The organism is Mesorhizobium sp. WSM4871 (genome assembly GCF_055811295.1).
Genome location: NZ_JBVVPU010000004.1, coordinates 429952 through 452731, shown reverse-complemented (window position 1 = coordinate 452731; position 22780 = coordinate 429952). Strand labels below are relative to the sequence as shown.

Below are 22780 nucleotides of genomic sequence, written 5' to 3'. Positions count from 1 at the left end.
AAAGCATGCCCCAGCCTGAGCGGAGGATGCGGTTTGCACGTGGAGCTTGCAGCGCTCCAAGGTGTGTTGAGATTCAGGTCAGGCCGAGTCGAAAATGGTGGGTTCCGAGAACCGGAGCGGAGCGTACTTTCCGTACGTGAGCACCGGAAGCGGAGGAAGCCGCCATTTGCAGGCCGGCATCACCTGAATATCAGCACACCTTAGCGGCGCGCCTTCTCATGCGCCAGATACTGATGCACGAAGGCGATCGCCATGCTGCCCTCGCCCACCGCCGAGGCCACGCGCTTGACCGGGCTCAGCCGCACGTCGCCGCAGGCGAAGATGCCGGGCGCGCTGGTTTCGAGCAGATAGGGGTCGCGCTCCCGCGACCAGCCGCCGGCCTTTTTCACATCGTCGCCGGTCAGCACATAGCCGCGTTGATCGCGCAGGACATCGGCCGGCAGCCATTCGGTCTCCGCATTGGCGCCGATGAACACGAATAGCCCGCCGCATTCGTGCCGGCTCACCTCGTTGCCGGTCTTGTCCAAAATGTCGATCGCCGTCAGGTGCGTCTCGCCATGCACGGCCTGCACTTCCGCGCGCAGCCGGACCTTGACGTTCGATTTCGCCCGGAGCTGCTCGATCAGATAATGCGACATCGAGTCGGCCAGCGAAGGGCCGCGCACCAGCAGCGTCACGTTGCGCGCATGGCCGGAAAAATGCAGCGCCGCCTGGCCGGCCGAATTGCCGGCGCCGATCAGATAGACGTCCTGCCCGTGGGTGGCGTTGGCCTCGCTGCGCGCCGCACCGTAGTAGACGCCCTTGCCGATCAGCCGGTCGAAGCCGTCTATGCCGAGCCTGCGCCAGGTCACGCCGGTGGCCAGGATGAGGCTGCGCGCCCGCACCACATCGGTGCCGTCCAGATGGAGATCATGCGTGGCCGTATCGATGCCGGCGACGGCGCGGGTGACCAGGATTTCGGCGCCCAGCCGCCGCGCCTGCTGCAGCGCGCGGCTGGCCAGTTCGTCGCCGGAAATGCCGGAGGGAAAACCCAGATAGTTCTCGATGCGCGACGAAGTTCCCGCCTGTCCGCCGGGCGCTTCGCGCTCGACGACGATGGTGCGCAGCCCCTCCGACGCGCCATACACCGCCGCCGCAAGGCCGGCCGGCCCGCCGCCGATGATGGCGACATCATATTCGGTGCCGCGCGGCCGCGTCTGCAGCCCGAGGCGAATGGCAAGGTCGCGCACCGCCGGATTTTCCATGATCTCGCCGTCCGCCAGACGGGCGACAGGCCCGTCGAACGCCGGCCGGCCAGCCCAGAACGCCTCGGCATCCGCCGTGTCGGGCAACAGCCAGTTGAACGAGATCTGGTTGCGGGCGAGGAACCGGCGCAGCTCCCCGCACGCCGTGTCCCAGCGATGACCGACCAGTGTGACGCGCGGCTTCTGCGGCTCGGCGGTGATGCTCTGCAGCCCGCCCATCCGCTCGCGCGCCAGCGCGCTGACCTTCTGCGCCACCTCCTTGGAGACGGCGGCAAGAGAATAATATTGCTGGAGTTCGAGGCGCATGACGCGCGACGGCTCGGCGGCGCGATAGCCGCCCGGAAAACCCGAGCCCAGCGCGATCGGCACCTCGCCGAAGATCGTCCCCGGCAGCCGCCAGCCCAGCGTCCGCTCGATGCCGTCGAAGGTCTTCACCACTTCGATCTTGCCGGCCAGCACCGCAAACAGCGCGGCCTCGCCGCCCTCATGCACCGCGAACTCGCCGGCGCTGAGATGCAGATCCGCCGCCGTCCGCGCCAGCCGCTCCAGCTCGCTCGCCGGCAACCCCGAAAACAACGGGATCGCTCCCACTTCATCCACTGTCAGCATGGCACCCCTCGCGGGATGCTGTTAGCGGATTTTTGTGGTGGTGATCAACAGGAAATGGGATTTCGATTTGGCGCGTGGATGGCAGGCGACGGCGGTTCGCGCGAGATATGCAAGCCGGAGCCTATTTCGAATCCCCTGCACCGACAAAGGCCAGCAGCGGAGCGACGTCGTGGTTGTCGGCTGCCTTGAGGGCCGCGACATAGGCCGCGCGCCGTTCGTTCATTCGTTGAAGGTCCGAGCCGGCGGTCCAATCTATCGAGGCGGTTCCGTAGATCTTCTCAAGCACCACATCAGCCATGATGCGGGCGTGGCGGCCATTGCCGTTGACAAAGGGATGGACCCACACAAGGCGGTGGTGGAGGCGCGCCACCATCTCGACGGGCTGATAGGTTCCATGCTCCGCCCAGTAGCGCGCGTCGTCCATCACGGCGCGCAACTGCATGGCGATCTGCGCGGGATCGACGCCGATATTCTTGCCTGTCTTCCTGAAGCCGCCTGCCCAACTCCAGACCTCGCCAAAGAGGCGTCGGTGAAGCTCGACCGCGAAGCCGTCGGTGAGGATGTCCCTGCGCCGAATCCGGGCCAGCCAGCGCAGCCCGGATGTGATGTTCGCCTGCTCTAGCTCGTTCAATTCGCGCTGATTGGTGATGTGCCTATGTTTCAGCCCGGCAAGCTCGTTCGGATCGAGAGGCGTCGCGCCTTCGGGATAGTCGAGCCTGACCGCCATGCCTGATGTCACTTATCCTGCCAGAAATCGGCCGGCATTTCTTGGATCAGCTCACGCATGACGCGCGATACTTCCTGCTCCGTCCGGCTGTCCGATACGGTCTGGTCCTCCAGCGCCATGTGCCTGGCTGCCGCGCCGACGATCGCCTCAGCCATCTTGCGCGCCTGCGCGACGATGACATTCTCGATGGCATCGGGTGGCTCGAAGGCGTAGACGAAGCGGCAGCCCATGGCTTCGGCCATCGCCTGCATGGATTTCAGCGTGACGCCGCCATCGAGTTCGGCCTGTTCCGCCTGCGCGACGCGGGCGCGCGTCACACCCATCCGTCTGGCAAGCTGCGCTCCGGACATGCCTAGCGCCTTGCGCGCCGTGCGGATCCAACCTTCCGCAGGCATATGAATAGTGCCGACCGGGACGCGGTTCACCGTTGCCTGGTATTGTTCGCGGGCAGCCTGTTTGACACTCATTGTAAACTCATATGTTGACACAAGCCATCAAGATAGTCAATGCAGATGTATACAACAATGCCTAAAGTGTCAATATCTATATTGACGAAATGGCTCCGGCAACGCTCTCCCCACTTCCCACCACCTCCCGATACTCCCGCACCGCCCCATCCTGCCCGCGAATGCGCCAGCTCTCCTCATCCCGCCCCTCGATATAACACGGCCCAATCGGCACTTTCCCTCCACCGTCCGGCAGGTCCAGCACGTAGACCGGGTTGCAGATGCCCGACAGGCGCTGGCGCAGCGCGGCGACCAGCGCCTGGCCTTCGGCGATCGTCGTACGCCGGTGCGCCATGCCGCGCGCGAGATCGCCATGGTGCAGGTAATAGGGTTTGACGCCCAGCCGGTACATCAGCTCGCGGCAGAGTTCCTCCAGCGCCTCGACCGTGTCGTTGACGCCTTTGAGCAAAACGCTCTGGTTGAGCAGAACGAAGCCGCCTTGCCTCAGGATGCGGCAGGCCTGCTCGGTGGCGTCGGTGATTTCCCGCGCGTGGTTGAAGTGGGTGACGACGCTGACCATCAGCCGGCCCTGCAAGGAGCGGACCAGCCCGGCCGTGATGCGCGAGGGCAGCGCCACCGGCACGCGCGTGTGGATGCGTAAGAGCCGCACATGCGCGATGGCCTCGATGCGGGCGCGGATTTCGGCCAGCGCCTTGTCCGGCAGGGAGAGCGGGTCGCCGCCGGTCAGGATCACCTCGCGGATCTCCGGATGCGCCGCGATATAGGCGAAGGCCGGCTCCAGCGCGCCCTGCGAATAACCCCGGCCGATCGAGGTCAGCGACTCCTTGCGAAAGCAGAAGCGGCAATAGACGGCGCATTGATAGGTCGGGAACAGAAGCACCCGGTCGGCATGGCGATGCGTCAGGCGCGGCACCGGGCTGAACTCATGGTCGGCGATCGGATCGTCGAGCTCGCCCTCCGCTTCCTCCAGCTCCCGCGGCGACGGAATGACCTGCGCCCGGATCGGATCGGCGGGGTCGTTCCAGTCGATCAAATCGAGATAGGCTTTCGGGATGCGCACCTTGTGGCGCGCCGCCGCCGCGTCCGCCGCCGCGCGCTCGGCCGGTGACAGTGGTAGCGCAGCGAGATCGCGCACGTGGCGCACCCCCTGGCGGACATCGTCCTGCCATGTGGCGACGCCGCGCGTTTCATGAGCGCGCTCGTCGTCGGCCATCATGGCGGCGTCGACAGCCACGCTGGCGTCCAGGATGTCGAGGTGTGAGGTCATCGAAGGCTCCTTGAATTCGGGCTGGATACAGCATTGGCGCCGAGGGTTGAACCCTTGCTCGACGCACGGACTGGAAGGCTGTCGGTGCCTCGAAGCAATTTACGGCACATATCCTGCAAGGCCGCACTCTTCGGCGGATCTCACGGCATGGATCCCAGGGTCTTCGCTCCGCTTCGCCCGGGGATGACGAGGGCATGGAGGCCTGAGGCTAGTCGCAAATGCTGGAGAATGGCCTAAACGTCCCGTCGTCATCCTGGGGCGTAGCAAGGAGCGAAGCGACGCGGCGCAGACCCCAGGATCCATGCCGTGACTTCCGAGCGCCGCAACGGTGCCAACTTAAGCGCCCCTATCCTGGCCGCTTCGCGGCCACCGGATTACCAGCCTTGCGCCGCCCAAGACCCATAGGCGTTCACCCCCAATGGTACTAATCTGCCCTCAGGAACGGGCTTCGGGGGGACTTGGCGACAATGGATTTCAACTCTGGCCATGGCTACCTCCTCATCGGCGGCCTCATCCTGGTGGGCGCCGGGCTGCTGATCCTGTCGCTGATCGTCAACCTTCGCGTCGCCCACAGCGTGCGCGACGATGTGCGCCACCGCGAAAAGCTGCTGGAATATTATCGCAACATCTTCTCGCAGCTCGGCGTCATCCTGATCGGCATCGGCGTTTCCCTGTTCATCTTCTTTTTCCAGCAGAACTATCAGGACCAGCGCAAACGCGAGACCGAACTCCAACAGGTCCTGGCCAAGCTGGCGGCGCGCATTGCCAGGGGCAGCGCCGTCGCCGGGTCGCTGGGCGAATTCGACGAACTGCTGGATCGGGGCGGCCCGTATGTCGGCCCGGAACTCGGCGGCAAGAACGGAGCGGTCAGTGCCCAGGGCGCCGCGCTCGCCAAACAGGTCTCGGAGATTCTGCTGGTCGAACGCGACGTCGACGTCCAGGGCTTCGATATCCTCAATCTGTCGCGCGATTTCGAATCGTCCTTCGTCGTCAACGAGCTCAACCCGACGCTGTGGTTCAACCTGGTACGCGACGAGGCCGACATCAAATACGCCACCACGCAGATCGCCCTCGACTACAAGGATTTGCAGGACGCCATCGGCGGCGAGCCGGTCGATGTCGCGATCGCCGATCCTGAAAAGGCGCGCAGGATCAAGCAGGAGGTGCTCGACATCTTCTATGATGCCGATCTGCTGCGCCAGCGCAGCAGGCGCTTCCTCGCCCGCGCCTGCTGGCTGTTCAGCAACGGGCGCGGCTTCGTCAAGCTGGCGCCGGTCGAGGCGATCGAAGCCGACGCCAGATCGCACCAGGAATGGATCGACCGGGCAAAACCCGTGCTGACACAGATGACCTCAGGCAGCGGCGACTGCTTCAAATTGCTCCAGTTCGGCCCGGCTTCCTGAACCGACGGTCAGGCTCAGCCCTTCTTGAACTCGAAAAGCTCGATGACGTTGCCCGATGGATCTTCGAGCAAGATCGCGCGGCCGGCACCGCCGTCGCTGATTTCGCCGCGGAATCTGGCGTCGACCCGGCGCAACCGCTCAATGAGGGCGTCGATTTCGTTCGTAACGATCATAAATCGGTTCCACCCGCCCGGCTTCGGATCGCCGCCCGCCTGGCCACCGCTCCCCGCACCTGGGGCGCTGAGATATAGCGTCAAGTCGTCACGCAACAGCGCGGCGAACTTGCCCGGATTGTGCTTGTCGATCTTGAAATCGAGATTGTCTCGATAGAACGCGGCCGCCTCGTCGACGTCCGCAACAATGTATCGGACGGATGCCATTCGACCTTCTCCTCTGTCTGTGGCCACAACGGTCAACTCGCGCAAAAGGTTTCCAGCCGGTGGGAGCTGAGTCCAGAAGCGGGCTGTCTGGTGCCGGCCCGGTAGTCGGATTGGGAGTTTTGAACGTCAGTCGTGTTTCGGCGATGTTATGACGCCAGTTCGGCCAGCGACCTGAACCGGCCGTCCGGCGTTGGCTAATCGCCAACGCGCGCCAACGTGCCGAGATGATTGGCGTCGAGAAACTCCACCGTCATGGCCGACGCCTTGTCCTCGGGGCCGAGGACAAAGCTTACGCCGGACGGCGCGTCCGGTGTCTCGGCGTCCGGATAGGTCAGGAACATGTCGCGGTCGAAATGCTCCAGTGAATAGGAACGGGCGCCGCCCGGCCCGAGCTTGAGCACCAGGCCGTCTCCTTCACCCGACACAACCGCATCGCCGATGAAGTCGTTGAAATAGCGTCCTGTATAGGTGCTGGCCGGCCTGGCCGGGCTTGCCGGAGACGGCGGCGCGGCATAGGTCGCCTTGGCCGCCGCGACCGCCGGGCCGAACAGGCTCGCATAGGCATCGTCCCAGGCCTTGATCCAGTCCTTCTCGACCTTTCCGTCAAAGGCCATGTCGGCGAAGCTCTCGGACAGGCCTTCCGGCACGCCCGTCGAAAAGGCGTTGGCGACGATGACGATGCCAAGCTTCTTCTCGGGAAACAGCGTCACCAGCGTGCGGGCGCCGACGCTGAAGGCGCCGGCATGCCCCCAGCTCAGGCCGTGCCGGCCGAATTCGACATTCCAACCAAGGCCATAGAACGACTCGCTGCCGGAGACCGGGTTCCTGCCCCGCGTCATCAAAGGCACATGCGTCTCGGCCAGCGCCTCGGCGGCTATCAGCGGCTTGCCGTCATAAACGCCCTTGCCGAGCACCAGGCGCACCCATTGCGAGAGATCGCGCGCGGTGGAACTGACGCCGCCCGCCGGCGCCTGCGCGTCCGGATCGCGCTTTATCCTGGCGGCCCAGACGCCATCGGCCTTGACGTGCAGTTCGGCGCGGTTGGCATGCTTGAGGAAGTCCGCATAACGCGAACTAGTCGAGGTCATTCCAAGCGGGCGATAGAGCTTTTCCTCGGCGACCTCCTCCCAGGGCTTGCCTGTCGGCTTCGCCGCCGCTGTCGCGCCCCCGGTCAGTCCGAAATTGCTGTAGGAATAGCCGGCGCGAAAGCTCGATAGTGGCGGCACGAAGCGCAGCCGATGCAGGATCTCGGCGCGGTCATAGCCGATGCTCTCCAGGTCGTCGCCGGCGGTGCCGGGCAATCCGCTGCGGTGCGAGAACAGGTCGCGAACCGTCAGTTCGCTGGTCGGATAGGGCTGTGACAGCCGGAACGCCGGATCGAGGTCGGCAATTTTGGAATCCCAGGAAACGATCTTCTCGCCGACCAGCGCCGCCACGATCGTGGCCGAGACCGGCTTGGAGAGCGAGGCGATCTGGAACACCGTGTCGGCATCGACGGCCTCCGGCTTGCCGGTTTCGCGACGCCCGAACCCCTTGAGGAAGACCACCTTGTCGTCATGAACGACGCCGATGGCGAGACCAGGCACCTCGCCATCCGCGACCGCACCTTCGGCAAGCGCCTCGAGCTTCGACAGGGCAGCAGCCATGCGGTCAGGCGCGATGTCGTCGGCCAACGCCGCATGCGGCCAAAGCACGATGGCGGTGATGAAAGCCCAGATCCGCCAATGGCGCAGAGTCCGGTTCAGTCGCATGGTCGAGCCCCCTCGGATCGCCTGCATGCACACGGCCAAGCCCGGGCCTGACGCAGGGGAACCCAACCTGACGATAGGCTCGCCATTCGTCAATGGATGCTTTGGCCAAGCCAGCCCAAAGCGGTTTGCACGAATGTCAGAGCGTGCGTTTGAAGGCGGTGACCAGTATGTCCCCGCCGCCGAGATCGGTGTTGAGGATGTCCGAGGCCCACAAATCATATTGCGGGCAGCGTCCGAAGCTGAGCGCCTGGTAGAGGGCGACGGCATGCTTCATGAAGTCCGCGGTGTGCAGGCCGATGGTCCCATGCCCTTCCCGGCGCGCGCGATCGATACAGTATTCGATCAGGCTGCGGCCGAAGCCGCGCCCGCGTGCTGACGGATGCACCGCGAGCGTGCGGATACCGGCCCAGCCCGCCGGCAGTCCGAGCCCCTCGTCGCCGGCTCTCGGGTAGTAGACGACGCTGCCGACGACCTTGCCGGCGCTTTCAAGCACCATGATGTCGCCGTGGCCCTTGTGCTGTTCGAGATCGGCGGAGTCCGCGATGTATTCGAACAGTGCCCGGTCCGGGATCGCGCCCCGATAGGTCTCGAACGCCTTGGCGATCATGACCGAAAGATCCGGAAGTTGCTTGCCGGTCGCTGGCCGGATGATGGTGGTGTTGTTCTCAAGCATGGTCATGTCAAGCATGTCTGGGTTCCTCGTCTCGTCTTCGGTCCTGGCTGAGCCCCGGCCTGATCAGCTCGAAGAGCCGTCAGGCGTTGATGGGCGGCAGCGCCAACCCATCGGGATGAGCGGCAGGCTGCCGATCAGCGTGCCACAGGCAAGAAGCGTTTGCTCCTCCTTAGGCCAGTGACATGATTCCAGCGACGCGCTGAATGAAATTGATCACATTCAAGCCGATCTCAGACCGAAATCCAAGGCTTCGCCCTGGCAGAGACATTCAAGTCGCGGCCAGCGGCACAGGTTCGGATGAGTACGTCCGTTAGTGATCCATCGATCGGCTGGAGCGCCGGCCGGCGGCGCGGTGGCCTCAGCCCGTGCTCAGGCGGAAGGGCCGCTTAACCCCGCAACCCCGGCGCTTCCTGCCCGGTACGCTCGACATACTCCGTATAACCGCCGCCATAGGTGTGGATGCCCTCCGGCGTCAGTTCCAGCACGCGGTTGGAGAGTGCTGCGAGAAAATGCCGGTCATGCGAGACGAACAGCATCGTGCCCTCGTACTGCGAGAGTGCGTTGATCAGCATCTCCTTGGTGGCGATGTCCAGGTGGTTGGTCGGCTCGTCCAGCACCAGGAGATTGGGCGGGTCGAACAGCATCAGCGCCATCACCAGCCGGGCCTTCTCGCCGCCCGACAGCACCCGGCACTTCTTCTCGATCTCGTCGCCGGAAAAGCCGAAGCAGCCGGCCAGCGCCCGCAGCGGCGCCTGGCCTGCCTGCGGAAACGCATCCTCCAGCGTCTGGAACACGGTGCGCTCGCCCTCCAGAACCTCCATGGCGTGCTGGGCGAAATAGCCCATCTTGACGCTGGGACCCCGCGCCACCGTGCCATTGTCGGGTGCGGCAGCGCCGGCCACCAGCTTCAGGAGCGTCGATTTACCGGCGCCGTTGACGCCCATGATGCACCAGCGCTCGCGCCGGCGCACCTGGAAGTCCAGCCCGGCATAGATGGTGCGGCTGCCATATCCTTTGTGCACGTTCTTCAGCGTCACCACGTCCTCGCCGCAACGCGGCGCCGGCTGGAACTCGAAATTCACGATCTGGCGGCGCTTGGGCGGCTCGACACGGTCGATCTTGTCCAGCTTCTTCACCCGGCTCTGCACCTGGGCGGCGTGTGAGGCCCGCGCCTTGAAACGCTCGATGAAGGCGATCTCCTTGGCCAGCATCGCCTGCTGGCGCTCGAACTGCGCCTGCAGCTGCTTGTCGGCGATCGCCCGCTGCTGCTGGTAGAATTCGTAGTTGCCGGAATAGGCGGTGAGCGAACCGGCGTCGATCTCCACCACCTTGTTGACGATGCGGTTCATGAACTCGCGATCATGCGAGGTCATCAGCAATGCGCCCTCATATCCCTTCAGGAACTGCTCCAGCCAGATCAGGCTTTCGAGGTCGAGATGGTTGCTCGGCTCGTCGAGCAGCATGACGTCGGGCCGCATCAGCAGGATGCGGGCAAGTGCGACGCGCATCTTCCAGCCGCCGGAGAGCTTGCCGACATCGCCGTCCATCATCTCCTGGGAGAAGCCGAGGCCGTCGAGCACTTCGCGGGCGCGGCCGTCGAGCGCATAGCCGTCGAGTTCCTCGAAGCGATGCTGCGCCTCGCCGTAGCGGGCGATGATGTCGTCCATCTGGTCGGCCTGGTCAGGGTCGCCCATGGCGTGTTCGAGCTCGCGCATCTCGGCCGCCACCGCGCTCACCGGCCCGGCGCCGTTCATCACTTCGGCCACCGCGCTCAGCCCCGCCATGTCGCCGACATCCTGGCTGAAATAGCCGATGGTGACGCCGCGATCGACCGACACCTGGCCTTCGTCGGGCTGCTCCTGCCCATTGATCATGCGAAACAGCGTCGTCTTGCCGGCGCCGTTGGGGCCGACGAGGCCGACCTTCTCGCCCTTCTGCAAGGCGGCGGACGCCTCGATGAAGACGATCTGGCGGCCGTTCTGCTTGCTGATATTTTCGAGACGTATCATGCTTCCACGCGAGGCTTCAGGGGAATTCCCCGCGCCTTACGCGATCGGCCGCGCCAGAGGAAGCCCGCAAATCATCAATGCCTGCGCCAAATCGCCCGAAGCCGGACAGGTCAGCCGCCAGCGTTGCCTGCACCGCCGAAGCTGCCGGCAAATTCGGCAATCAGCTTCTCGTACTCTTCCATCGCCGGCAACGCCTCGTAGCTGTGCACCGCCGGCGTGCTGGCCCAGGGCAGTTTCTCGCTTGTCCACGTCTCGATGAACGGGGTGAACCAGCCGGGGTCATCGAGCATGGTCGGGCGCAGATTGACGAACCAGTCCAGCCCTTCCGACCGCGTGAACATCCAGCTCTTGCAGTAGGCGCAGAAGAAGTGATGCGAGGCGCCGTGCAGCCCGCCGATCACCGGCTCGCCCTGCGTGACGGCGAACGCCTCGGATGGGATGGCGGCACTCAGCGAATAGGCGCTGGCCGACATACGCTGGCAGCCCGTGCAATGGCAGGCCATGGTCAGCAGCGGCGGCGCGGAAATCCTCAGGCGCACCCGTCCGCAGCGGCACCCGCCTTCGGCAGGCAAGGTCAGGTTTTTCACGCGGGGCTCCTCCAGGTCTTGCTTTTGAAACTCAGCCGCCGGTCAGCGCCTTCGTCGTCACCAGATTGACGCCGGCATCGGCGAAGGCGGCATTGTGCCGGGCGATGATCTGCGGCGCGGTCTCGCTGGCGGTATCGAGCGTGCTGTGGGCGTCGGAAACCACGGTGACGCCCAGGCCCGCCGCAAAGGCGCCCTTGACCGTCGCGGCCACGCAAAAATCGCTCTGTGCGCCGATGAGCACGACCTCGCTCGCGCCCTGCCCGGCCACCCATTCGCCAAGCGCTGCATTGCTGAAGGCGTCGCCCACACCCTTGGCAAAGGTCGGCTCGTCGCCGGCCTGGCCAAGCGCCGGCCACACCGGCCAGCCCGGCTCGCCCGGCGCCAGCGGATCGCCCGCCGGCCCGTCATGCCTGACAAAGGCTATTTTCCGCCCGCCGCGCCGCGCCCAATCGATCAGCGCGCGGGCGCGGACGACAATGCCCTCGGCATCGTGGATAGGCGGCTCGGCGACGCCATCGAACATGCCGGTCTGCAGGTCGATGACGATGAGCGGCGCGGTGACGGATGGGCTGGGTTCTGACATGGTTTTTACATAGCACGGCAGGCAGGCCGATCAAGGATCAGGCAGCGTGGGCACGGCGATCGCAAGAGGTTGGCGTTCGGGGTGTGTAGAAATCCGCCTGCAGCAGCGCTAGCTTGGCCTGCTATTGGCACAGGGGCGAGTGCATGAACGAAGAACATACCGTGTTCCTGATCGGCGGCGGCGCGGGCGGCGACGAACAGGCGACGTTTGCGCTGCAAGATGTGGGAACAAAGTGCCGGCTCACCTGCAGCTATCGAAACAAGGTGATCGAGGCCGAGGAGGACGACTATTTCGAGGCCCTGTTCCAGATTCGTCAGCAACTCGAAGTCGATGGGCTGCTGCCCTTCTGTTACGGCGCCAGCGCAAATATCTATCCCGAAGGCGCGGTGACGCAGATGAGCCGCGGACTGACAGTCTGCAAGGTGAAAATGGGGCAGCCGCCTCAGAGAACTGATCTGGTCAACATATTCGACGAGGGCTACGACGTGGTGCCTGTGTTCGTGCACATGCAACAGCAATTTTGGGATGCGTGGTTGGCCTCGCTGCCGTCATAATCGAAAGCGACCTGTCCTGCGCAACCCTGGCCTTCCTTCAAATCCTCATCGCTGCGGTCTTGGCCGCATCGCCGGTCAAACGCGACGCGCTTTTAAAGCCAGATGCCAGCTCCATGGTCGAGCCAGGCAATGCTTTCGGGGGGATCAGGTTCTGCGGCTTCCGCACTGGGCCCGTAGACCGCCCAGAGGATGTACACAAAAGACGCAACCTGCAAAACGATCAAGCTGATGATCGTCCAGCCGAGCGCCTTCCAGATCGAACCCGTTGCCCAATAAGTCGAGGTCGCGACGATGGATGAGACGGTGAGCGTGCCCACCAGGAATTGCAGGACATTCATGATTTCAAGCCGTCCCGGAACGCACAACAGCCGAGACGCCTTCTCCCCCTACCCCAAAACTGGATACCCAACCCCGAATAAGCATCCCATTATTTTAGAAATAGCGCAAGTACCCGTCGAGTAACGGCTGCGCCATACAACTTTTGATTTAAACCACGTGGCGCGGCTGTCTCGACGCCGCCAACCAGAGGCCCCCGGTGGGCTGGCGATGTTGAACCGCCAAAAGACGCCACATAGACCAGCGGTCCGCAAGGATCCGCTGAGCCTTCAGTTTCGAGGTTTGAACTGAATTGGCGGAACTCGGACACCGCCGGCAGTTTAGAAAGAGCGACAAGACCGCAGCCGCCAAGGCAGACGCCTGTTAGCAGGATTGACGCGGATTGAGGGGCGGGCCGCAGGAGCGCTGTATGCCGCGGCACAAGACGAAGCGCGATGCTACGCAATCCCGCCCGTCACCGCATAGCCGCCGGCGACCCATCCGTCCTCAAGGCGCACGACGGCGGTGACGATCGAGCCGTATGAGCCGCGCCAGACGCTGTGGATCCTCTCATGCTCGTGGGCCGGTACGACCGCACACCCGGTGAATCGCGTGCCGGTCCGCGACAAGGCGACAAGCTCGCCGTTGACGTGGACTTTCACGGCCGTCGCGGCTCCGACCTCGCCATGCACATCGAGTGTGATTGTTATCTCGTCCTGATCACCCGCACGGCGCGTTTCGGCGGCAAGCGTGACGGTTAGCAGCGCCTCGCCAGGCCTGGTGACGCCAGGCCGGGCGGCAAAGAGATCGTCGGGAAGTTCCAGTGTGCGCGGCGGCCGGGTGCGGCGCTGGCCAGCCCGCTCGAAATCGCCGGCAAGACACAACAGTTTCGTGTCACTGTGGGCTTTGCCAGCAAAAGTCAGCCCGACCGGCATGCCGATATCGGCCATCGTGCCCATCGGCACGGTGACGGTCGGGATGCCCAAGTGCCGCCACACCAGATTGCCGTTGGCGACCCAGGTGCCGTTGCGCCAGGCAAGTGCAGCCGACGCCTCATTGACATCCGCGTCGGCCGGCCCGACATCGGCGACGGCGGGCAACACCACCGCGCCAAGTCCTTGCGCGTCCAGCCAATCCTCGAAATCGATCCGCCGCGTCGCCTCCAGGCCCTTCAGCCCCTCTTCCAGCGCAGGAATATCGGCGAGCGGCGTCACGCCCAGCTTCGCCCGCTCGACATAGTCCGCCAGATCGAAGCCATCGTCGCCATAGCGGTCCGGCAGCGCGCCCGGCGGCTGCGGAAAGATCTTTGGCCCGTCGACCGCGGCGAGATCGGGGATGGCGGGATCGGCATTGGCGCGCAGAAAGTCATCCCAGGCAAAGACGCAGAGATCCCAGATCTCGCTATTGGCGAATTCGGGTGGCACCAGTCCGCGATCGACCATATTTTGGGCGCCGGGCCGGTCGCGCTCGTAGTTGGAGACGACGGGAAAATCGACTTCGACGACATCAGCGCCAAGCCGCCTGAGATCCTTGGCCGCCCGCTCCCACAGCGCCAGCACCGACGCGCGGGTTTCGATCGGTGCGGTCGCTTCCGTATCGCGGCCGATATACATGCGGGGCACGCCAAGCCGCACGCCTTTGAGCGAGCCTTCGAGCTTTAGCCCGGTATAGCGTGGCGGCCGCACCGCCGAACTCTTCGGCAGTTCGATCCAGGGCTGCGTGCGCCAGAAATCACCCCTGGCCTCAGCATCGTCCGCCACGATCACGTCGAGCAGCTCCAGCATGTCGGCCACGCTACGCGTATGCGGCACCACCACATCCATGGTCGGCACCAGCGGCCAGTTGCCACGCACCGAAATGACGCCGCGGGACGGCGTGTAGGCGACCAGCGCATTGTTCGAGGCCGGCGCCCGGCCGGACGACCATGTCTCCTCGCCGAGCCCGAAGGCGGCGAAGCTGGCGGCGGTGGCGGTGCCTGAGCCGTTGGATGATCCCGAAGCGAAGGCCGCAGTCAGATAATTGGCATTGTAGGGGCTTTCCGCCCGGCCGTAGACGCCGCGCTGCATGCCGCCATTGGCCATCGGCGGCATGTTGGTCAGCCCGATCAGCACCGCGCCGCCAGCCCTGAGTCGAGCGACGGTGAAGGCATCCTCATTGGCGATAAGATGCTCAAACGCCGGCGAGCCTGCGGCCACCGTCAGGCCTTTCACCTTGTAGCTGTCCTTGGCGGTGTAGGGGATGCCGTCCAGCGGCCCGAGCACGGCGCCTGCCCTGCGGCGCCGGTCGGACGCGACAGCCTCTTCGAACAGACCAGGGTTGAGCACAGGAACAGCGTTCAGCGCGATGCCGTGCCGGTCGTAGTGCGCGATGCGCCTGAGATAGGCGCCGACCAGTTCGACGCTGGTGACGGTGCCGCCTTCCAGCGCTTGCCGCAGCTCTGCGATCGACGCCTCGACGATGTGGAGATTGGGCATGATTGGTTGCGCTCCGTCACACCCCCTCTGCCCTGCCGGGCATCTCCCCCGCAAGGGGGGAGATCGAATGTCGCCTTCATTTTTGCCGATCATCATCGTTGCAAGAATTGCGGCGACGCGGACGCTGCTCTCTCCCTCAGTGACCAGGGACAATCCTTGCCAATTGGCAAACATGTGCTATATATCTGCCAGAAAGTGAGGTTCGATGCAGCTTCAGCCTATTGTCACCACGCCGTCCGCGGCCGGAGCGGCCGCCATTACCGAGGAGGAAGCGGGCGCCCTGGCGCGCACCACGGTCAATTTGTTCAAGGCCTGGTCCCTCACCGATGGCGAGGCCTGCATTCTTCTCGGCGGCATGTCGCCCCGCACCTGGGCGCGCTGGAAGGAAGGGCTCATCGGCAGGATCGACCGCGATCTCAGGATGAGGATGGCGCACCTGATGGGCATCCACAAAGGCCTGCGTTATCTGTTCAGCGAGCCGTCGCGCGGCTATGCCTGGATCCGCAAGCCCAACACGGCCTTCGCAGGCCAATCGGCGCTTGATCTCATGCTGCGCGGGGAAATGTCCGATCTTGCCGCGATGCGCGAATGGATCGATGCGGAACGCGGTGCATGGTGAGTGGACTTGCGGTTCGCCGCCATGTTCACTGGCAGCAGACCTTTCGCATCATCCGTTCCATCTATCCGCCGATCGATCTCTTCGAGGACATCGCCGATCCGCGCGACTGGGAGGCGCTTGCCTCCGTCGAGGAAAAGACCAATCCGCGCATCCGGCTCGAGATCGGCGACCTCGGCAAGGTCCCGGCCGGCAGACGGGTTTCCGGCCCGGGCGCCAGCCTGGTGATGGCGCCCTTCGTGCATTGCTCGACCCTGCGGCCCGGCCGCTTCTCGGACGGCAGCTATGGGATCTACTATGCCGGCGACAGCGAAGACGTCGCGCTGGCCGAAACCATCCATCACCACCAGAAATTCATGCGCGCCACCAAGGAGGAGCCCGGCTGGACGGCCGACTTCCGCGTGCTGGTCGGCAGCGTCGACCGCGACCTCGACGATGTCGACGCGGTGCCCGGTGTACTGGACCCGGACGATTACAGCGCCTCGCAGGCGGAAGGACGCGGCCTGCGCGCAGCCGGAAGCGACGGGCTCAGCTGGGCCAGCGTGCGCCTGACCGGCGGACGCTGCATCGGCATCTTCTGGCCCGACGTTATCCCCATCCCCATCCAGGGCCGCCACTACAGCTACCACTGGAACGGCGCCGGCGTGGACTTCGTGCGCCAGCTTGATACAGGACGGGTGCTGGCGGTCAGTTGAGCTGGTGAATGGTGAATGGTGAATGGTGAATGGCCATATGACAGCGGCAATCACTATTCACTATTCACTATTCACTATTCACTATTCACTATTCACTATTCACCCCTTCAATTCCACCCATACCGGCACATGATCGCTTGCGCCGTCCTCTCCGCGCACCTCGCGGTCGATGCCGGCGGCAGTGAGGCGGCGCACCAGCTTCTTCGACAGCAATATGTGATCCAGCCGCAGGCCGGCGTCGCGTGGCCAGCGGTTTCGGCGGTAATCCCAGAATGTGTAGAGCGTTTCCTTCGGGTATTTCTTGCGCAGCGCATCGGTCCAGCCCTGGTCGAGCAGACGCTGGAACGAAGCCCGGCTTTCCGGCTGCACCAGCGCATTGTCGTCATAGGAGCGGGTCGGGTAGATGTCGCGCGGCTCGGGCACGATGTTGTAGTCGCCGATCAGCGCCACCGGCAGGCCGGTGTCGAGCAATTCGGCGGCATGCGCTTCCAGCCTGTCGTGCCAGGCCAGCTTGTACTGGAATTTCGGGCCGGGCTGCGGATTGCCGTTCGGCGCATAAAGGCAGGCAATGACGATGCCGTTGACCGCAGCTTCGATGTAGCGGCTTTGCTTGTCGGCATCGTCGCCGGGCAGCGCCTCGCGGGTCAGCACAGGCTCCGAGCCACGCGCGAGAATGGCGACGCCGTTCCAGGTCGGCTCGCCCTTCCACACCGCGCCATAGCCGGCATCCGCGAGTGCCGTGCGCGGAAACTGCATGTCCCTCGCCTTGAGCTCCTGCAGGCAGACGACATCAGGTTTGGCCACGGTCAGCCACGCCAGCAGGTTTTGCAGCCGGCTGTTGATGTTGTTGATATTGAAGGTGGCGAGTTTCATCGGGCGCCTCAGCCGACGATCCTTCCCGTCCACGCCTTCACTGCCTCGGCGAGCGACTTCAGGTGATCGGCGGCGGAGAAGCCCGAAACGCTCTTGCGCGGTTTCAGATCGTGATCGCCGTCCTCCAGCCAGATCACCTCAATTGCATCGGAAAGGCCGTAGGTCGCGACCTCTTCCCTGGTGCCGAACTCGTCGCGCGTGCCCTGGAAGATCAGCGTCGGCGTCTTGAGATCGGCGAGATGCTTCGTCCGCAACTGCTCCGGTTTGCCAGGCGGATGGAAGGGATAGCCCAGGCAGATCAGCCCGGCGATTTCGCCCTTGGCAAACATCTCGTCGGCGATCATCGAGGCGACACGCCCACCCATCGACTTGCCGCCGATGACGAGCGGACCGGTCACGCCCTTCGCCCTGAGATCGGCGAGCGCCTTGACATATTCCGGGTTGACCGTCTCGGCGCGCGGCGGCGGCTTGCGATGGCCGTAGCGGCGGGCCGCCATATAGTGGAATTCGAAGCGGGCGACGCGGAAGCCTGCGGCGGCGAGCGCCTTGGCCGTGGCCGCCATCGAAGCCGAGTCCATCGGCGCACCGGCGCCATGGGCGAGCAGGATGGTGATGTCAGCGGTTTCGGAGCCGTCGAAGAGGAAGTGGGTCATGGGGCAGCGGCCTTTCTGGGGAGGCCGCACTCCGTCCCACCCCCCTCTGGCCTGCCGGCCATCTCCCCCGCAAGGGGGGAGATTAAGCGCTCGGCTGCTTTCGCCAATCTCCAACGTTGCAGGAGTGAGCCGGCAGTCGAAGCTGCAGATCTCCCCCCTTGCGGGGGAGATGGCCGGCAGGCCAGAGGGGGGTGTTCAAGCGCGACCAAATGAAGACCTCACCCCGCCGTCCGCGCCAGCTGCAGATCCACGAACTGTATCCCCTTCGCCGCCATCCGCGCCCATTCGGAATCCGCATCGAGTTCGAGATACCGCACCCAGTTCCGCCGTGCCTCCGCCAGATTGCCGGCGTCAAACTCCAGCCGGGCGAGGTTGAACACCGCATCGGCATAAGTTTTGTCAAGCGCGATCGCCCTTTGCAAATGCCGGCGCGCCGAGGCCACGCGGCCCTCGTCGCTCATAAGTCCCGCCAAATTGAACCAGGCTTCGACGAATCCGGGATCGAGCTTTATCGCGCGGGCATAGTCATGCGCGGCTTCCGCCACTCGGCCGGCGCCGCGCAGGCAGTTGGCTCGGTTGAAGGCGGCGATGGCATCACTGGGATCGATCGAAAGGCAGCGCTGGTAGAGTACTGCAGCTTGCTCGTGATCGCCTTGCTCTTCCGCCGCCTCCGCCTCGCCGAACAATTCTTCCAGCGTGTCGTCATCAGGCGCGCCCAAATCGAACAGCAACTGGCCGTCGAGTTCGCTCTGGCCGCCCTCGAGATAGATCACGTCGGGGCGGCCGTGCTGGGAGCCGACGGCGAGCGACTTGGCGGTGAGCGAGGCGACTGGACCGGAGCGGTGGACGGAGCGTGCGATCGCGCCCCAACTCGCACCACCTGATATCAGCCCGGCATATTTGCGGGCCAGAATGAGGTCGCGGAAGGAATAAGGCTCGCGGTCATGCTCAAAGGCATCGAACAGCGACAAAAGATCGAGATCGACGCCTGACAGCCGCGACTGGTCGATGAGCGACTGCCGCGACAGCGCCGAAGCCTCCGGCGCCTTCATAAGCCCGAGCAGGCGCAAAAAACCGTTTTCGCTGAGAAGCGTGCGCCCTGCCCGGCGCTCGGCAGCGGCTCGGCGCTCGATCTCGGCATCGCCTGCCTTGGCCAGAAGCGCGCGACCAACCACGACATGGCTGGTGCGCCTGGTGACGCCGCGCCGCAACTGGCCCTGCTGGCGCGCGACCTCGCGCGCGGCCAGCCGCAGCGGAAACGCCGCCAGCGCGCCGACGACGCCGAAGACGGCGCCGGGGATGCCGCCGGCGGGGACCGTCACGCCTTGCTCTTGCCGACGGCCTTCAGCAGATTGGCCTTCAACGGGTTTTCCTTGGCAGCGCCGCCTGCTGCCGCCTTCTTGGCTGCGGGCTTCGCAGCCTCATCGGCCTTGCTCTTCGACTTGGCCGGCGGCTTGGCCGATTGCGACAGGCTCGCCTTCAGCGCATCCATCAGGTTGATGACATTGCCGCGCTCGGGCGCCGCCGCGATGATCGGCTTGTGGCCCTTCAGCTTCTCGCGGATCATCGCCATCAGCGCGATCTCGTAGCGGTCCTCGTAATTCTTCGGATCGAAGGTGGTTTCCTTCTGCTTGATAAGCGCTTCGGCCAGTTGCAGCATTTCCGGATCGGGCTTGCCGGCCGGGATGTTGCCGAAATATTCAGCCGTGCCGCGCACTTCGTTGGGATTCCTCAAGGTACAGACGAACATGCCGTTCTCGCGCGCGCCGATCGTCACCACGCGCTCGCGGCTGGACAGCACCAGCCTCGCGATCGCCAGCTTGCCGGATTTGCGCATGGCTTCGCGCAGCACGGCGAAGGTCTCCTCGGCCATCGCGCCATCGGGCGCCAGATAATAGGGCGCGTCCTGATAGATGACGTCGACCTCGCCCTCGTCGACAAAGGCCTCGATGTTCATCGTATGGTTGGATTCGATGCGCACCGCGTCGAGGTCGGTGTCATCGATGATGATGTACTGCTTGTCCTCGTATTCGTAGCCCTTGACCAGGTCCGAGCGCTCGACCAGCCCGAGTTCGGGATCGACCGGCTTCATGTTGATGCGATTATGCGTCTTCTTATGCAGCTGGTTGAAGCTGATGCGTTCGCTGGCGCTCGTCGCCGGATAGAGCCGGACCGGACAGCTGACGAGGCTGAGCTTGAGGTAACCTTTCCAACTTGCCCTGGGCGCCATGAATTCTCTCCTACGCGGCCGTGCACTGTCGAACTGTTGCAGCGCTGTTCGTCCAAAGGACGAATGACAGCGCCGAAATCCTACATCGAGCCCTCACAATACCGGCAAATCCCTAGCGAAATCTTCCATGTCCGCCCAAGGGTCGCCGGAGGTAGCCAGAAGGCCCGGCAGCGAAGAATAATTCAAATCCTGCGGAGCGTCGATGGATTCCAGATCGGACCAGCTCACCGGCGTCGACGCCGGCAGATTGGTGCGGGCGCGCAGCGAATAGGGTGCGGCGGACGTGTGGCCCCGCGCATTGCGGTGATAGTCGATGAAGATGCGCCGCTTGCGGTTGTCCTTGCCCATGGTGGTGGTGAAGGTATCGGGTGCGGTGGCGGCCAGATGCGTGGAGATGGCGCTGCTTGCCTGATGCAGCTTCTTCCAGTTCTGCTTTTGCGTCACCGGCACCGTGATGTGGATGCCGCTGCCGCCGGAGGTCTTGGCGAACGGTATCAGCCCGAGACCCTCCAGCTCACCCCTGATGTGCACCGCGGCCTCCACCACCTCGCGCCACGCAATCCCCTCGCCCGGGTCGAGGTCGAAGACGATCAGGTCGGGCTTGTCCAGTTTTGTGCGATGGGTGCCCCAGGTGTGGAACTCGACCACGCCGAACTGCGCCAGCGCCAGATAGCCCTTGGCGCCCTCGATCGACAGATAGGACTTGGTCTCGCCCTCGGAGTTGGTCGCCTCGAAGGTGACGACCGAAGGCGGCATGCCGGTGAAGGCATGGCGCTGGAAGAAACAGTCTTGCGGCTTGCCGGTCGGGCAGCGCACCAGCGACACCGGACGGCCGAGAATGTGCGGCAGCATGAAGTCGCCGACCAGCGCGTAATAGACCGCGATGTCGAGCTTGGTCGGCCCGGTCTTGCCGAACAGCCGCCGCGTCGGGTTGGTCACCCAGATCGTCGCCAGATCGGCCTCGGCGATCAGCCGCTTGCGTTTCGCCGAGACCGGCGTCGACAGGCCGACATTCCTCAGGCCACGGAACACGCCGTGACGCAGCGCATTGTCCGACGTTCGGTTGGCGTAGTGAATGCGCGCCGACAACAATGGCCGCACCCAGTTCATTTCGCGCATGATCTCGCGCGGCACGCCTTCGGGCGGGGTGGCGCCTTCGCGCAACGGTTCAAGCCGCGCCAGCAATTCGCTGGCCATCCCGGCATCGAAGCCGGTGCCGACCTTGCCGCGATAGTGCAATTCTTCGCCGTCGAATTCCGCCATGCCAAGTGCCGCCAGCCCTTCGGCGGCGTGCGATGTGGTGTAGCCAGCGATGACGAAGTCGCCGTTCTTCAGCGCCTTGGTCTTGGTCCAGCTCTTGGTGCGGCCGCTCTGGTAGGTCGCGGTGGCGCGCTTGGACACAACGCCTTCCAGTCCGAGGTCACTGGCCTGGTCATAGAGCCCTTGCCCATCGCCCTCGACATGGTCGGAGAATTGGATGGCCGAATTGGCGCCAAGCCCGGACAGCAATTGCGACAGCAGCGCCTTGCGCCTGATGAGCGGCGCTTTCCTCAGATCCCAGCCGTCGAGATAAAGCAGATCGAAAGCGTAGAAGTGCAGCTTGTTGCCGGCGCCTTCCGCCAACGCGTCCTGCAGCAGCGCGAAGCGGCTGATGCCCTTGGCATCGAGCACGACGACCTCGCCGTCGATAACTGCCTCGCGGCACGGCAGCCTGGCGAAGGCGTGCGGAAGGTCGCCATAGCGCTTCGTCCAGTCGAGGCCGGCGCGGGTGATCAGCCGCGCCTGCTTGTCGGCCAGATGCGCTATGGTGCGGTAGCCGTCGAACTTGATTTCATGCAGCCAGGATTCGCCGGTATCGACACCATTCGGCGGCCTCGGGGCCTGCGTGGCCAGCTGCGGCTCGACGCGGGCGGGCGCCGGCGCCTTGGCCGCGCCCGGCAAGGCGCCCGGTTTCAGCGCGACCGGCTTTGCAGGCTTGGCGGCAGGCTTTGGCGCCGCTACCAGCTCCTCGATGCGACGCCCGGATTTGACGCTTTCTGGCCGCTCGCCGAGGATATCGAGTTTGGTATCGGCGGCGAGATCACGCTCCTTGAACAGCAGCCAGTTTTTCTTGCCCTCATCCTCCCCTGGCTTGGGCTTCAGCCGCGTCAGCATCCAGCCGCCATTCAGCTTCTCGCCGGCCAGGCGAAACTTAAAGGCGCCGGTGCGCAGGCTCTTTTCGACATCGTCCATCGGCGCCCAGGTGCCGGTGTCCCAGACGATCATCGGGCCGCCGCCGTATTCGCCCTCGGGAATGACACCCTCGAAGTCGATATAGTCGAACGGATGGTCCTCGGTCTCGACCGCCAGTCTTTTGTCGGCCGGATTGAGCGAGGGACCGCGCGGCACCGCCCAGCTTTTCAGGACATCGCCGACCTGCAGGCGCAGATCGTAATGGTCGGCCGTGGCGTGATGCTTGTGAACGACGAAGCGGTTGCCATCGTCGCCGAGCAGGCCGCCTGCCGGTTCCGGCGTGCGGCTGAATTCGCGCTTGGCGCGATAGGCCTTGAGTTTTGGAGAGGTGGTCATGTCTGCGTGCCGGTCAGGATGCTGCACAAAAACAAGGACTTGACGCACATCGCTTGAATCATCTTGTCAGCATGCGGCAGGCAGGTGTCGCGCCCACGCGGC

21 protein-coding genes are annotated in these 22780 nt (G+C 64.5%); 4 read left to right on the top strand and 17 right to left on the bottom strand.

Features of this window, described 5'->3' with window-relative positions; translation table 11 throughout:
- Positions 1-200 precede the first annotated feature (200 nt).
- From AC0L2H_RS11555 to AC0L2H_RS11540, 4 genes are all read right to left on the bottom strand, one after another.
- Complete coding sequence (locus AC0L2H_RS11555; RefSeq protein WP_473590314.1) at positions 201-1853, bottom strand: FAD-dependent oxidoreductase; 1653 nt, start codon at positions 1851-1853, stop codon at positions 201-203.
- A gap of 121 nt (positions 1854-1974) precedes the next feature.
- On the bottom strand, positions 1975-2580 hold the full coding sequence (locus tag AC0L2H_RS11550) for a mobile mystery protein B (protein WP_473590313.1): 606 nt from the start codon (positions 2578-2580) through the stop codon (positions 1975-1977).
- Positions 2581-2588: 8 nt separating this feature from the next.
- Positions 2589-3047 carry a mobile mystery protein A gene (locus tag AC0L2H_RS11545; RefSeq protein ID WP_473590312.1) on the bottom strand — a complete coding sequence of 153 codons (459 nt, stop codon included), beginning with the start codon at positions 3045-3047 and terminating at the stop codon, positions 2589-2591.
- A gap of 76 nt (positions 3048-3123) precedes the next feature.
- Entirely contained in the window at positions 3124-4260 is a 1137-nt protein-coding gene (locus AC0L2H_RS11540) for a KamA family radical SAM protein (protein WP_473590378.1), read from the bottom strand.
- A gap of 521 nt (positions 4261-4781) precedes the next feature.
- On the opposite strand from AC0L2H_RS11540, the gene AC0L2H_RS11535 reads away from it, so the two are divergent.
- Complete coding sequence (locus tag AC0L2H_RS11535) at positions 4782-5717, top strand: hypothetical protein (RefSeq protein ID WP_473590311.1); 936 nt, start codon at positions 4782-4784, stop codon at positions 5715-5717.
- Positions 5718-5731: 14 nt separating this feature from the next.
- Here AC0L2H_RS11535 and AC0L2H_RS11530 read toward each other — a convergent pair whose 3' ends face one another.
- The 6 genes from AC0L2H_RS11530 to AC0L2H_RS11505 form a co-directional block, all read right to left on the bottom strand.
- Entirely contained in the window at positions 5732-6142 is a 411-nt protein-coding gene (locus tag AC0L2H_RS11530; protein ID WP_473590310.1) for a VOC family protein, read from the bottom strand.
- Positions 6143-6291: 149 nt separating this feature from the next.
- The gene (locus AC0L2H_RS11525) at positions 6292-7848 is read right to left on the bottom strand and encodes a serine hydrolase (RefSeq protein ID WP_473590309.1); all 1557 of its coding nucleotides are present in this window, start codon (positions 7846-7848) and stop codon (positions 6292-6294) included.
- A 136-nt stretch (positions 7849-7984) separates the two neighbouring features.
- Entirely contained in the window at positions 7985-8536 is a 552-nt protein-coding gene (locus AC0L2H_RS11520) for a GNAT family N-acetyltransferase (protein ID WP_473590308.1), read from the bottom strand.
- Between the two features lie 371 nt (positions 8537-8907).
- The gene (locus tag AC0L2H_RS11515; protein WP_473590307.1) at positions 8908-10530 is read right to left on the bottom strand and encodes an ABC-F family ATP-binding cassette domain-containing protein; all 1623 of its coding nucleotides are present in this window, start codon (positions 10528-10530) and stop codon (positions 8908-8910) included.
- 110 nt (positions 10531-10640) lie between these two features.
- A complete protein-coding gene (locus AC0L2H_RS11510) occupies positions 10641-11117 on the bottom strand; it encodes a GFA family protein (RefSeq protein WP_473590306.1) in 477 nt (158 codons plus the stop codon).
- A gap of 31 nt (positions 11118-11148) precedes the next feature.
- Complete coding sequence (locus AC0L2H_RS11505) at positions 11149-11700, bottom strand: isochorismatase family protein (RefSeq protein ID WP_473590305.1); 552 nt, start codon at positions 11698-11700, stop codon at positions 11149-11151.
- A gap of 143 nt (positions 11701-11843) precedes the next feature.
- Between AC0L2H_RS11505 and AC0L2H_RS11500 the strand changes: the two genes are divergently transcribed.
- Positions 11844-12254 (top strand): hypothetical protein, encoded by a 411-nt coding sequence (locus AC0L2H_RS11500; protein ID WP_473590304.1) that lies wholly within the window; start codon positions 11844-11846, stop codon positions 12252-12254.
- Positions 12255-12346: 92 nt separating this feature from the next.
- Here AC0L2H_RS11500 and AC0L2H_RS11495 read toward each other — a convergent pair whose 3' ends face one another.
- The gene (locus tag AC0L2H_RS11495) at positions 12347-12592 is read right to left on the bottom strand and encodes a hypothetical protein (protein ID WP_473590303.1); all 246 of its coding nucleotides are present in this window, start codon (positions 12590-12592) and stop codon (positions 12347-12349) included.
- A gap of 435 nt (positions 12593-13027) precedes the next feature.
- On the bottom strand, positions 13028-15043 hold the full coding sequence (locus AC0L2H_RS11490) for an amidase (RefSeq protein ID WP_473590302.1): 2016 nt from the start codon (positions 15041-15043) through the stop codon (positions 13028-13030).
- Positions 15044-15248: 205 nt separating this feature from the next.
- On the opposite strand from AC0L2H_RS11490, the gene AC0L2H_RS11485 reads away from it, so the two are divergent.
- Both AC0L2H_RS11485 and AC0L2H_RS11480 read left to right on the top strand, forming a co-directional pair.
- Positions 15249-15662 (top strand): antitoxin Xre-like helix-turn-helix domain-containing protein, encoded by a 414-nt coding sequence (locus AC0L2H_RS11485; RefSeq protein ID WP_473590301.1) that lies wholly within the window; start codon positions 15249-15251, stop codon positions 15660-15662.
- Entirely contained in the window at positions 15656-16354 is a 699-nt protein-coding gene (locus AC0L2H_RS11480) for an RES family NAD+ phosphorylase (protein ID WP_473590300.1), read from the top strand. The genes AC0L2H_RS11485 and AC0L2H_RS11480 overlap by 7 nt, the downstream gene beginning before the upstream one ends.
- Before the next feature lie 99 nt (positions 16355-16453).
- On the opposite strand, the gene AC0L2H_RS11475 is transcribed toward AC0L2H_RS11480, so the two are convergent.
- The 5 genes from AC0L2H_RS11475 to ligD all read right to left on the bottom strand — a co-directional run bounded on the left by AC0L2H_RS11475 (position 16454) and on the right by ligD (position 22678).
- On the bottom strand, positions 16454-17227 hold the full coding sequence (locus tag AC0L2H_RS11475; protein ID WP_473590299.1) for an exodeoxyribonuclease III: 774 nt from the start codon (positions 17225-17227) through the stop codon (positions 16454-16456).
- Between the two features lie 8 nt (positions 17228-17235).
- Positions 17236-17880 carry an alpha/beta hydrolase family protein gene (locus AC0L2H_RS11470; RefSeq protein ID WP_473590298.1) on the bottom strand — a complete coding sequence of 215 codons (645 nt, stop codon included), beginning with the start codon at positions 17878-17880 and terminating at the stop codon, positions 17236-17238.
- Between the two features lie 218 nt (positions 17881-18098).
- Positions 18099-19202 carry a tetratricopeptide repeat protein gene (locus tag AC0L2H_RS11465; RefSeq protein WP_473590297.1) on the bottom strand — a complete coding sequence of 368 codons (1104 nt, stop codon included), beginning with the start codon at positions 19200-19202 and terminating at the stop codon, positions 18099-18101.
- Complete coding sequence (gene ku, locus AC0L2H_RS11460) at positions 19199-20110, bottom strand: non-homologous end joining protein Ku (RefSeq protein ID WP_263787520.1); 912 nt, start codon at positions 20108-20110, stop codon at positions 19199-19201. Before ku ends, AC0L2H_RS11465 begins: the two co-directional genes overlap by 4 nt.
- A 93-nt stretch (positions 20111-20203) precedes the next feature.
- Positions 20204-22678: a DNA ligase D gene (ligD, locus tag AC0L2H_RS11455; protein ID WP_473590296.1), complete on the bottom strand. Its 2475-nt coding sequence runs from the start codon at positions 22676-22678 to the stop codon at positions 20204-20206.
- Positions 22679-22780: the final 102 nt, after the last annotated feature.